Genomic DNA, 12632 nt, shown 5'->3' on the forward strand with positions numbered 1-12632 from the left:
GGTGCTAGAAGCTTTCTGTGAGCTAATTAGATTCCAAGTCTAAATTGAAAATCTAATCCCTTAAAGTATTATTCTTCTTTCTGACTGTATGCTCGAATAATGTCTGCGACTACTGGGTGACGAACGACATCAAATTCATCAAAACTCACAAATTTAATCCGGCGTAGGCCAGCTAACTTTTCTTGAGCATCTTTTAGACCGGATTTAACGCCTTTAGGTAAGTCAATTTGTGTTTGGTCACCATTAATAATCATCTTGGAGCCAAAACCTAGACGAGTTAGAAACATCTTCATTTGGGCGATGGTTGTATTTTGAGCCTCATCCAAAATAACAAAAGCATCATCCAAAGTTCTCCCCCGCATATATGCTAAAGGAGCAATCTCGATTAATCCTCGCTCCATCAAACGATTGGTATGTTCGCGACCATAGATGGCATAAAGGGCATCATAGATTGGTCTTAAATAAGGATCCACTTTCTCTTTAAGATCACCCGGAAGAAAGCCCAGATTTTCTCCAGCTTCAACAGCAGGGCGGGTTAAGATCATTTTCTTAACTTGGCCTTTGCGCATGGCTTCTACCGCCATTACGACCGCCAAATAGGTCTTACCAGTTCCAGCAGGACCAATCCCAAAGACCACGTCATAATCGCGCACTGCGTGACTATATTGAAGTTGGCCGAAGTTCTTAGCCTGAACTGCTTTCCCATCAAAGGTACGGCCAATGACCTCATCATAAAGATTTAAGAAATATTCTAAGCGATTTTCTTTCAACATCTTGATGGCCGTAATCACGTCCATCGTGTGGGGAGTAATTTTGCGTTCTAATAAATGTAATAAATTCATGAACAATTGATAAACTTGATCCACCATCAGCTGATCATCCGCAGAAATAGTTAAGACTTCACCCCGATTAGAAATCTGAACCGGCAAACTCTCTTCAATTAAGGCCACATACTTATCATTGGTTCCTAATACAGCCAATAACCAGTCACTATTCGTGATCACAAGTTGTTTAGTAAATAAGAATTTATCCTTCAAATAATAATCTCCTTCTATCCTCGAATAAATAAAGCATAGCATAATCGCTCACAAAATACACATAGAAAAGTTGACTTCTCCCCTAAATAAACTGACAGATAAAATAATCCAGGCCGAGATGATCAAAAGTACGTGTCGGGCTTCTATTCAATGTCCTCAGTTGAAAAACAAAAAAGCACCACACGGGTGCTTCTCTGTAAGAAATAAGCTATTTCTTAAATACTTCATCGCTCACTGTGAACTTACTAAAAACTAAATAACTATATACATATACAAAAACCAAAAGGTTCAAGAAATATTGCTACTATGTTAAGATGCAGTAAGAAACAGTAGTATATAAGTTTCTACTAGAAATTAAAATTTTCTCTTACGAGCGGCTTCTGATTTCTTTTTGCGGCGAACACTTGGTTTTTCGTAAAACTCACGTTTACGAGCCTCGCGTAGAGTACCGGTTTTAGAAACGTTACGCTTAAAGCGACGAAGAGCGTCGTCTAATGATTCGTTTTCACGAACAACTGTCTTAGACATATAATCCCCTCCTCCCAAGCTTTCATAACCATAATCGCTTAAGGAAAGCGAATAAAGTTCTTGTCTATTATAGCAAAAACCTTGTTCTTTTCAAGCATTTTTATAATCTGTTCTTCATAAATCAACAAAAAAACATGCTTAAAGATGGGAAAGTTATGCCTTCATACACTTCTGACATAAACCAAAAACTTCGAACCGGTGAGATTCAACATAGACATCGTCCAAAGCAGAACCCACCAAATCCATGGGACAGACATCAATGGCAATGGTCATTCCACAAGAAGTACAGATAAAATGATGATGGTGGTGGTTATGATTACAAGCAATCCTGAAGAGTTGTTCTTGATTATACTCAGTCGATTCTAATATACCATTCTCCACAAAATCATATAAATTCCGATATGTTGTATTATAAGACATGGTCGGATACTTCTTGGTTAAGGTTGAATGAATTTCCTTAGCACTATGATAATTTTGTTCCTCAGCAAAAATCTCTAAGATTTCACGACGTTTTTTGGTCATTTTAAAGCCTTGATCTTTTAAAAGAGCTAGAGAAGCCTCTACGAGCTCTTCCGGATCGTCATAATGACCGTTCAATTGAGAAGCCTTCTTAAGGTCTTCGATTTTTTCCATTATTATTCAACTCCAAAATTTCTTATGATACTATAGTAACGATAAAGGAGGAAGTCCATGGTAAACAAAACGCTACACTATTATATACTTTCAGATTCTATTGGCGAAACAGCCCTAAAAGTAGCTCGTTCCGCCCTATCCCAATTCCCAACTGCCCACACAGTATTACATAAGTATAACTTTATCTCCAACAAAGCGCAATTAAAAGATATCATCGACCATGCTCAAAAACACGATGGGCTTCTTTTTATGACGATTGTCGATCCTGAGTTAGCCCAATTCGTGGAGAAAGCCTGCATTGAAACAGGCTTGATCTGCTACAATCTCATCCAACCTTTTATTTTAGAAATACAACGTCGTTTAGATTTAAAACCATCGACCATTGCTGGTGCTCAGCATGAACTCTCGGAACAATATTTCGCCCGGGTCAAGGCGATTGAATTCTGTATTCATTATGATGATGGGAAAGATTTATCTGGCTTAGATGAAGCGGAAATTGTCCTGCTAGGGATTTCTCGAACCGGGAAAACGCCTCTAAGTATGTATCTAGGAACCTTAGGCTATAAAGTGCTCAACCTGCCCATTATGCCGGAGAAAGAAGTCAGTCCAGAATTATATTCAATCGATCCTAATAAAATTATTGGCCTAACCAATGAAGTCGACGTTATTAATCGTCACCGCGAAAAGAGAATGGCTGAATATGGTTTGGGACCAGGAAGTCACTATGCCTCTAAAGAACGGATTGAGGAAGAATTGACTTATGCCCGCAAGCTTTACCAAGATTTAGGTTGCCGGACGCTGAATGTCGCTGATCGAAGTATCGAAGAATCTGCCTCAATTATTCTTGATATGTTAGGACTCACTCCGAGATAAACATTTTAAATCTAATAAAAATAAACCCTCAGTTGAAAAAAGAAATAACAATAGTCGCATATTTATCTGGCAGGATAAATATGCGACTATTGTTTATTAATCGAGGCCTGAGCGACAGCGACTAAAAGCTCAGATTACATTTCAGTTTATTTGTTGGCTTTAACAGCGAGGTGCAGTTCACGAAGTTGTTCATGAGCCACTTTGTTAGGGGCTTGCATCATCAAGTCCATCCCTGAACCGGTCTTAGGGAAAGCGATGACTTCTCGAATATTTGGTTCTTGGGCTAAAATCATGACTAACCGGTCCAACCCTAAAGCAATCCCACCATGAGGAGGGAAACCATATTCGAAAGCATCCAATAAGAAGCCAAATTGTGCATAAGCTTCTTCAGGGGTAAAGCCTAATAAATCAAACATCTTCTCTTGCATTGGTCGGGTGTGAATTCGAATCGATCCCCCACCAACTTCGTAACCATTCAAGACGATGTCATAAGCTTTGGCTAAGGCTTGTTCAGGATGTTCCATCAAACGATCGATATCATCAGTTTGTGGTGCAGTAAATGGATGGTGCATAGCCACATAACGGTTTAATTCAGGATCGAATTCAAGCAATGGCCAGTCAGTCACCCAAAGGAATGCCAATTCGTCTGCGTCATATAATTGATGTTCCTTGGCTAGATAATTTCTTAAAGTACCTAAAGCTGGTTCGACAACTTCTTTTTTATCCGCCATAAAGAAGATGATATCGCCAACCTCAGCTTGTAAAGGTTGGGTTAAAGCCTGGTAGGCTTTTGGATCGGCAAAGAATTTGGCAATCGGACCATTTAAGCCTTCTTCAGTAACCTTAGCCCAGGCCAAACCTTTAGCCCCATATGGTTTAACGATATTAAAGAGATTATCAGCAGTCTTGCGAGTATATTCATCTGCTAGTCCTTTAAGATTAATCGCTTTAACCATGCCCCCTTGGTCTACCGCATTTTTGAAGACGGCAAAATCAGACTCAGCCGCCACTTGGCTTAAGTCTACCAATTTCATTTCGAAACGGATATCCGGCTTATCGGTACCGTATTCAGCCATAGCTTGAGCATAAGTCATGGTTGGAAAATCTTCTGTAATCTCAACTCCGCGGGTCTCTTTCACCACTTCTTTCAACATGGCTTCCATAAATTCTTGAATTTCTTCTTGTTCCATGAATGAAGTTTCAATATCAACTTGGGTAAACTCTGGTTGACGATCTCCTCGTAAATCCTCATCGCGGAAGCAGCGAACAATTTGATAATAACGGTCAATACCGGCTCCCATCAATAATTGCTTAAAGATTTGAGGTGATTGAGGTAAAGCATAGAATTGACCAGGTTCACGACGCGTTGGCACTAAGAAGTCGCGGGCCCCTTCTGGGGTTGATTTGGTCAGATAGGGGGTCTCAATGTCAATAAATCCCAAATCATCGAGGAAATGTCTCATGGTCTTAGTTACTTGATGACGTAATCTCAAGTTCTCAAAGACGGGTTTACGTCGAATATCAATGAATCGATGACGTAAACGTACTTCTTCCTCGGAATTAATTTCATCTTCAATATAAATGGGCGGTGTCTTACTCTTAGCAAGAACTATCAATTTGTTGGCATTTAACTCAAATTTACCGGTTGGAATCTTTGGATTTATCTGATCAGCGGATCGGTGAACCAATTGTCCAGTCACTTCGATAACGAATTCACTTCGCAAATGATCAGCTTCGTCCATTTGATCAGGAATATATTGTTTATCAAAGACAACTTGGCAGAAACCTTCGCGGTCTCTTAAATCGATAAAAATAACGCCACCTAGGTCTCGTCTTTTTTGGACCCAGCCTTTCAGCGTGATTTCTTGTCCAACCCATTTTTCATCTACTAAGCCACAATATGTCGTTCTTTTTGCCATGCTTACTCTCCTTCAAAAAACTTATCAATTACACTTGTATCCATGGTATGCCGGCGAAATACACCGATGAAATCATCCATGATTTCATCCATGGAAACTTCTTTTTGTTGACCACTGGCTAGATACTTAACTTGAACGACATTGCGTTCAAGCTCATCTTCACCGACGGTTAATAAGAGTTTGGTTTGATACTTACCAATGGTCTTGAATTGTGATTTAATGCTTCGGTCTAAATAATCCCGATCGGCCGTCAAGCCTGTCTGACGAGCGGCTTGCACTAAACGTAGCGCCGTTCCTTGAGCTTCTTGACCAATGGCCATCACGTATACATCTAGATTATCTTCAACAGGAATTTCAATCTCTTGTTCATCTAATAATAGTAACAAGCGTTCTAAACCAATGGCGAAACCAAAACCTGGTGCATTGGGACCGCCTAATTGTTCAACCAAGCCATCATATCTTCCTCCACCACAAATGGTCGATTGGGCTCCGATAGAATCGTCCTCCACAATAATTTCAAAGATGGTATCTTGATAGTAGTCCAAACCACGGACAATATATGGATCTACCTGGTAAGGAATTTCTAAGATATCCAACATTTCTTGCACTTGATTAAAGTGATTTAAACTTTGTTCAGACAAGAATTCAGTAATAATCGGGGCGTCTTTAACAAAGGCTTGGTCTTGTTCGTCTTTACTATCCAAAATCCGTAAAGGATTGGCATGAAGACGTCTTTGAGAATCCTCACTTAACTCTTCAAGATGCGGCTCAAAGTAATCAATTAAAGCTTGGCGATAAGCATGACGTTCCGCGGTCTTACCTAACGAATTTAAATAGATTTTGATATTTTTTAGGCCTAATTCTTGGAAGAAATCCCAGGCTAAGGCAATAGTCTCTGCATCAATCGCCGGATTTGAGGTCCCTAAGACTTCCACGCCCAATTGATTGAATTGACGTTGACGACCCGCTTGAGGACGCTCATAACGGAACATCGGACCCATATAATAAACTTTGAGCGGTTGAGGAAACTCAGGCCCGAACAATTTATGTTCGACATAAGCCCGGACCACCGGAGCAGTTCCTTCCGGACGTAGCGCAATTTCACGCTCGCCCTTATCTTTGAAGTTATACATCTCCTTCGTGACGATATCTGAAGTATCGCCCACACTCCGTTTAAAGAGTTCTACCGCTTCGAACATGGGTGTCCGGATCTCACTAAAATGGTAGGATTCGAAAATATCACGCGCAATCTCTTCTACATAATGCCATTTGTTAATCTCAATCGGTAAAGTATCTTCGGTTCCCTTCATCTTGTTAATCATTTGGCTTCCTCCTTAAATAATAATCTATAATAAAAAAAGTCCTATGAACAAGCCATAGGACGAGTGAACGTGGTACCACCTAAATTCGTAATTCTAATGAATTACCTTTAGACTTTAACGCAGTCAACGGAATAACTTTGCATTATTCATCTCCATAGTGTCTTCAACGATTTACTCCCTTTCAGCATTTGGCAGCTCTCTGTCATCATCGTTTACTTGTCTACTTCACTGATTGTTAATACTAATTTAACATAGGCTTAAACTTTGTCAAGTTATTTCTTGGATTTTTAAAGATGTCATTTATTTGACATAGAGATTACTATTAGGTAACAGTAAGAAATAAATTTGAATTGCTTAATCAGCATTCTTATAATATAGATAAGTGACTATCTGAAAGGAGGGCGTCCAGCTTGACTCAATTTCTTCGCCAACCATCCAAAATAAATACACAGCGGCTGCCGCTCTTCATCAGTTTAATTTTACTAGTCATCCCTTTAATTTTAATCAACTTTCTTTTTGTCCAAGAAACGTTACAAATTCAACGCACTAACACTGTCTTAAGAGAGAATCCGGCCAGTGACAGTAAAGCGGTCTATTCTTTAAAAGACCAAGAAGTTGTTCAAGTTCTTAAAGAAGACCATCAATGGTTACTGATTCGAACCTTAGATCACCAACAAGGCTGGCTGGCTAAGTGGTATTTAAATAATGAAAGCCTACAAGCCGATAGTCCACTTAAAGCTAAAGTACGTCAAACGACCCCTTTTTACCAGAAAGCTAGCCAAGATAGTCAAGTTCTGGGTGAGTTTGAAACTGGCCAAATCTTGGACCTTAATCAGGAATCTTTGGGCTGGTCGCGAGTTCAATACGACAATGCCTATGTCTTTGTCCCGACCAATCAACTAGAGATCCTCTCGGAAGAACAAGTACAATCACAAATGCCAGACCAAGATCAGGAACCCATGAGCGAAAAAGAAATTGTAAAAGTGCGAGTAGCTAACCAAGGAGCCTTTGATCAGCCTTCTAGCTATGGTCAAGTGATTTATAATCCAAGTTTACAGGAAGAATTCGAATTTATATCTGACGAGATTGATGTGGATGGTAACGAATGGTATTTAGTGAAGAATTCTGCAGGCGTACAGATGTACATAGAAGCTCGAATTTCAGCCTTTGTTTCTGATTCTAAGAATCATAGCACAGATACACCGGCCCGCGCTTTGAAAGATGCTACCATCGTGATAGATCCAGGCCATGGTGGGGAGGACGTGGGTGCCTTAAATTCAGATGTGATCTTCGAGAAAGACTTCAATCTAAATACTAGTCTTGGCTTGAAAGATGCCCTGGAAAAAGCTGGAGCCAAGGTTATCATGACTCGCGAGAGCGATCAATGGGTAGATTTAGCCGAACGTTCTGCCATTAGTAACCAAACGGATGCTGACATATTCTTAAGTATTCACTATGATGCATCTTCCGACCCAAGTTGGAATGGGACAACCACCTATTATTTCCACGAAGCAGACTACGATTTAGCGGTGGCGATGAACACCGAGCTAAAAGGTCTCCCTCTTGCTAATGTTGGGGCTAGCTTTGGTAACTATCAGGTGATCCGAGAAAACCATCACCCGGCATTATTATTAGAATTAGGTTATCTATCTAACGCGGAAGACTTACGCACCGTCCAACAAAAAGACTTCAACGATAAAGTCTACCAGGCAATTATAAATGGCCTCGATAACTATCTTAAATTACGCCAACCTTAATGGCTTGAAAGAACTTTTATTATTCTTACCTTCAAATTAATTAGCAGAACAATAATGTTGAAGACCTTTTTCCCACATAATTTTTACAAGCTTAAATAATACTATGTCGAATACCCCGATGAAAATAAAATATAAATAATTCACTTCTCCCTGTATTATTAAAACGGGAGTATTGACTACCAATAATAGAGGAATAATCCAGGATAATAGAAATCTAATACTTGATGGATATATCGACATAGGCCGAGTTGAAAAATCAAAAAGTTCTTCTGGAATTCCCTGAACAGATTCCACCCTTTCAAACCAAAAAGAAAAACTGACAGCAATTTGATTCAACAAAAAAAGAGTAAAAACACCTATAATAATTGATAGTACGTACATTAATAAATGCAATAAATTAATAGGATATTTTGAAATTAAATATAGATCAAAGATTGATACAACAATAAGATTAATTATACTCCCAACATCTATTCGAAAAAAAATATAGTAGTAAAATGAATTTATCGGTCGAACTAAAGAATAATCCAATTCCCCCTCAATAATAGCTTCGGACAAATGTTCATGTGCAGAAATAAAGATAAACTGGTAAATGTAATTTATTAGATTAGCACTAGTGACTAATAAAAAATAATCAGTCTTCGACCACCCTAACAACAAATCAATTTCTTCAAAATAAATTATTCCTGCTATTATCTCAATAGAAAAAAAGACAAGACCGACTGTTGCTGTTATTAATGCAGTTGTTTTATAAATGAAAAATTCTTGAAGGCTTTGCTTTACAAATTGTAAATACAATTTTAAATTCATTATGCCCCCATCCCTTCATATTTTTTTAATCCCTTAGAAAAACTCCAATGATATATAATTATTAAAATAAATATCCAAGCCATTACAATCTTGATATTTAATAATGCTTCTCCAAAATCAAGCTTTTCTTGGATAAACAATGCATACTGATAAGAAGTCATCGCAAAGGGATTATATTTAATATAGGAAAATACTGAGTTTGGGAATATATTTAAAGGAAATAAAAAACCACCAAAAAGCATATATATAGAATTAATGAGTGGTCTTAATGGCCAAATGTGTATTAAGAAGAAACCTAAGTTTCCAATTGTTGTCATTAAAAGGTAAAACATTGGTAATATTAATAAAGAATAGAACCATAATAATATACTATAAGAGAATGAATATCCATTATTGTAAAGAAAAAAAGGTAAAAAAAATAATAATAATATGAAAAACAATTTTTTTCCAATAAATATCCAAAATCCTTCATATAAGATGGATACTGGTCTTATCAACTTGGTAGATAGTCTTCCAGTTTTAACCAACATCCCTGTTCTTAACGACTCAGCGGAAGAAAAAATTATTGAAGAGCCATTGGTTAGTAATAAGTACCAGAACATTTCTGATAAAGAAAAACCTGCAATAATAGTTTCGTCTGTACTGGCATAAATCGCATTCCAAGTAAAAATTGATAAAATGGTAGAAATCAAGATAGATACGATTCCTACAAAAAAATTGGTTTTATAAGTAATGCTCGCATAAAATTGATTGAGAGCTATAATAATATATTTCTTCACAAATTATCACTCTCCATACTAAACACTTTAAATATAACATCTTCAAAAGATGTTATTTCTCTGTTTATAGAATATATATTGCTTAAAGACAAATCATCTAATATTTTTAAAAAATCTGAGTTTGACACTTCAATTGTATCTTTAGATAATTGATAATAATGAGTAAATTTCTCAGGAATTTTATTAAAAAATTTGATAATAATTTTTTCTGAAGCACTATATTTCTTAACGATATCTTTAAGGCTACTGTCCTCAAAAATCTTTCCCTGATTTAAAATTACGACCCTGTCACATAATGACTCTATATCTTTCATATTATGGGAAGTCAACAAGATTGTTATCCCTTTTTCGTGATTAATTTTTTTTAAGAAAGAATGTATAGCATACTGACTAGTAATGTCTAACCCAATAGTTGGTTCGTCTAAATATAGTATTCTTGGCATATGTATCAAAGCGCACATCAATTCAAATTTTATTCTTTCTCCTAAAGACAGTTTTCTTACTGGAATATTAATTTTGCTTTCAAGGTTTAATAAAATAAGCATTTCAGAAATATTTTTTTTGAATTTAAAATCATCAATCTCATATATTACTTGTAACATTTTTAAAGTATCTATAGCTGGTAAATCCCAAATCAATTGACTTTTTTGACCTATTAAAACACCTATATTTTTTAAATAATCTCTTTCTCTAAGATAAGGTATCATTTTATTACAATAAACTTTTCCCTGAGTCGGAGCTAGTATTCCCGTTAATATTTTTATCAAAGTTGTCTTTCCTGCACCATTTTTTCCCAAAATACCAACAATCTCGCCACTTGAAATCGACATTGATAGATCATCTAACGCTATTTTTTCAAATTTATTTCTTTTTTTTAAATCTCTCAATGTGCCTAAAAGGCCAACCTCTTTTTTAAAAGACGTATATTTATAGGTTAAATTATTAATCGATATCATAATATTCTCCCTCTAACTTAGCTTTCAAATAATTAATTATTTGATTTGCTAAATCTTGATCCATATATCCACTAATAACAGATTTGCATATAACAATTAAGTCAATATTTTTTCTTTCTTCTAATATTTTCTGTATTAAGATATCTAGTTTCGATATAATAATTGATATATTAGGCTTTTTTTTACTTTTCTTAGGAAATTCATAAATAGATAAAAAATATTTTCCATCATATTTTTCCATTTTACAACGCTGGCCATAGGATAATCGCAAAGTATGATATTTGTTTCTATAAAAATCAATATACTCTTCTTTTGTCACTTCAACAGTTACTGATTCACCCTTAAAATCATTACACCAAAAAAAATCTAAGTCAATAGAAACACAAATAATTTCATCTCTAAAACTTAACAAATGATGTAACTCAGAGGACAAAAAAATTATTTCTTTGTCTGAAGTTTTCTTAGTTGAGAGACTTAATTTTGTATATGGATAATAATCATTATTTTCTATAAGCGAGACAAAGAAATTTCTATTAATTTTTTCATTATTTACCCACACAAGTTTTTTTATTATTCCTAAATAGAATAAAAATATAATATAATCACTTACTCTTAGTGATGAATATACAATCTTTTTCAAACTTTTTTCTGTGACAAAATTATCATTTACTTTAAGACTATCTAAATTTAACAGAGGAGAAAATAAATCAGAATGATTATCATAATTTATTACTGTTATTTTAGAATTCAGGCCATATCTTCTGAATAATTCGAGTACTAATTCATGATGCTCTTCAATAATTACCATAATAAAACTCCTCTAAATTTCTGATGGAATTAAATAGCAACCGTTCATAATAGCTTGAAAATTATCAGTTCCTGGAATAAACACTTTGATCGCATAAAGATTATTTTTATTATAGACAATATTAAAATAAAAATTAAAGTCTGCTTTTTTTAAATACATGGTCATTTTATCATATATTACATTTAAATTATTTACCGAAACGGAATCTCCGATTGTTTTGATTAAATTTGTTTTTTTATAATCTTTTTCACAAAAATTATGAAATAAAATGTTCATATAAATTTGGTTGTTATTAAATTTCTGTAACGTAAGTAAATCCATGCTGAAATCTGCCTCATCCATTATTGAATAACATTGAAAAATTTCCATCAACGCTCTTTCAATCGCATACTCAGCAAATATCGAACTTCCCGAGCCTCTTAGAGGAAGCGGAAATTTTGAATGCTTTGCAAATGCATAATATGTATTTATCCCATCAACAGTTGTTATATCAAATACGGTAATTTCAGAACCGATTGATTCTTCAATATTTTTCCATAGTTTAACGAGGTTAACTGGGAGCGATAACATAGAGATATTCTTCAATTTTAATTCTTTTCTTATAAAATAGTTTTTATAAAGCTGTGAAACCGAATGCCTCTCAACTACCTCATTTATAGCATGTATAATTGCTTCTTCAAATCCTACACCGCAAGCCAAACCGTTATTAGAACAATATTTTCTCAAAAATCTTAGCCCTCTTGGTGGTTTATGATTGGGATTTATTAAAAAAGCTGGATAGTATATGACTTTATTTTCTTGTTCATTTTTAAATTCATAACAATCAATTTTATTCTCATATTTTTTCTTTTTAATTAGTTTTAAAGGGACATCATATTTTAACTTAATATCTCCTTCCAGAATAGAATTCAAGCTTATTGGAGTTGTTGTCATATTCATATTTTCGAATAATGAATGTTCGATAGTTTCAAAAATTGCACTAATGATTGCTTGTTGAGATACACCTTTTCCAGCAGCAAACGGGATTTTTTCATTATCTGTTACTTTTATTACCGTACAAAATTTACCACATTTGAAATTTTCCATATTTATTGTCAAATTTAATTTTTTTAGCATTTCTTTACCTAGAACCAAAGACTTATTCTGATCAATATGTCTTTCATACAAGATACTCACCTCCTAGAAAGTAATTAGTACTGGTAATATATAA

The 12632-nt window shown here is 35.2% G+C and carries 12 protein-coding genes and 1 other annotated feature; of the genes, 2 read left to right on the top strand and 10 right to left on the bottom strand.

All coding sequences use genetic code 11. From position 1 onward, the window contains the following. Positions 1 to 68: 68 nt before the first annotated feature. From BMX34_RS01725 to BMX34_RS01735, 3 genes are all read right to left on the bottom strand, one after another. The gene (locus BMX34_RS01725) at positions 69 to 1037 is read right to left on the bottom strand and encodes a PhoH family protein (RefSeq protein WP_234971654.1); all 969 of its coding nucleotides are present in this window, start codon (positions 1035 to 1037) and stop codon (positions 69 to 71) included. Positions 1038 to 1391: 354 nt separating this feature from the next. Continuing rightward, complete coding sequence (rpsU, locus tag BMX34_RS01730) at positions 1392 to 1565, bottom strand: 30S ribosomal protein S21 (RefSeq protein ID WP_035364261.1); 174 nt, start codon at positions 1563 to 1565, stop codon at positions 1392 to 1394. A 153-nt stretch (positions 1566 to 1718) separates the two neighbouring features. Continuing rightward, positions 1719 to 2198: a Fur family transcriptional regulator gene (locus tag BMX34_RS01735; RefSeq protein WP_092570153.1), complete on the bottom strand. Its 480-nt coding sequence runs from the start codon at positions 2196 to 2198 to the stop codon at positions 1719 to 1721. Positions 2199 to 2255: 57 nt separating this feature from the next. Here BMX34_RS01735 and BMX34_RS01740 point away from each other — a divergent pair, with 57 nt between their 5' ends. Continuing rightward, positions 2256 to 3071, top strand: coding sequence for a pyruvate, water dikinase regulatory protein (locus BMX34_RS01740; protein ID WP_092570155.1), 816 nt, complete (start codon positions 2256 to 2258; stop codon positions 3069 to 3071). 146 nt (positions 3072 to 3217) lie between these two features. Here the strand turns inward: BMX34_RS01740 and aspS are convergent, their stop codons facing one another. Both aspS and hisS read right to left on the bottom strand, forming a co-directional pair. Further along, positions 3218 to 4990, bottom strand: a complete 1773-nt coding sequence (aspS, locus tag BMX34_RS01745; protein ID WP_092570157.1) for an aspartate--tRNA ligase — start codon at positions 4988 to 4990, stop codon at positions 3218 to 3220. Between the two features lie 2 nt (positions 4991 to 4992). After that, positions 4993 to 6312, bottom strand: a complete 1320-nt coding sequence (hisS, locus tag BMX34_RS01750; protein WP_092570159.1) for a histidine--tRNA ligase — start codon at positions 6310 to 6312, stop codon at positions 4993 to 4995. Positions 6313 to 6364: 52 nt separating this feature from the next. Continuing rightward, positions 6365 to 6550 (bottom strand) — a binding site (T-box leader). A 172-nt stretch (positions 6551 to 6722) separates the two neighbouring features. Between hisS and BMX34_RS01755 the strand changes: the two genes are divergently transcribed. After that, positions 6723 to 8069 carry an N-acetylmuramoyl-L-alanine amidase family protein gene (locus tag BMX34_RS01755; RefSeq protein WP_092570161.1) on the top strand — a complete coding sequence of 449 codons (1347 nt, stop codon included), beginning with the start codon at positions 6723 to 6725 and terminating at the stop codon, positions 8067 to 8069. A gap of 36 nt (positions 8070 to 8105) precedes the next feature. Here the strand turns inward: BMX34_RS01755 and BMX34_RS01760 are convergent, their stop codons facing one another. From BMX34_RS01760 to BMX34_RS01780, 5 genes are read right to left on the bottom strand one after another with little or no spacing between them, the layout of a single operon-like run. Then, a complete protein-coding gene (locus BMX34_RS01760; RefSeq protein ID WP_092570163.1) occupies positions 8106 to 8879 on the bottom strand; it encodes an ABC transporter permease in 774 nt (257 codons plus the stop codon). Then, entirely contained in the window at positions 8879 to 9658 is a 780-nt protein-coding gene (locus BMX34_RS01765; RefSeq protein WP_092570165.1) for an ABC-2 family transporter protein, read from the bottom strand. Before BMX34_RS01765 ends, BMX34_RS01760 begins: the two co-directional genes overlap by 1 nt. Continuing rightward, positions 9655 to 10614 carry an ABC transporter ATP-binding protein gene (locus BMX34_RS01770; protein WP_092570167.1) on the bottom strand — a complete coding sequence of 320 codons (960 nt, stop codon included), beginning with the start codon at positions 10612 to 10614 and terminating at the stop codon, positions 9655 to 9657. Before BMX34_RS01770 ends, BMX34_RS01765 begins: the two co-directional genes overlap by 4 nt. Then, positions 10601 to 11422: a peptide arginase family protein gene (locus tag BMX34_RS01775; protein ID WP_092570169.1), complete on the bottom strand. Its 822-nt coding sequence runs from the start codon at positions 11420 to 11422 to the stop codon at positions 10601 to 10603. The genes BMX34_RS01770 and BMX34_RS01775 overlap by 14 nt, the downstream gene beginning before the upstream one ends. 12 nt (positions 11423 to 11434) lie before the next feature. After that, a complete protein-coding gene (locus BMX34_RS01780; protein WP_092570171.1) occupies positions 11435 to 12589 on the bottom strand; it encodes a YcaO-like family protein in 1155 nt (384 codons plus the stop codon). Positions 12590 to 12632: the final 43 nt, after the last annotated feature.

Origin of the sequence: Ignavigranum ruoffiae (assembly GCF_900110675.1) — a bacterium.
Taxonomy (GTDB): domain Bacteria; phylum Bacillota; class Bacilli; order Lactobacillales; family Aerococcaceae; genus Ignavigranum; species Ignavigranum ruoffiae.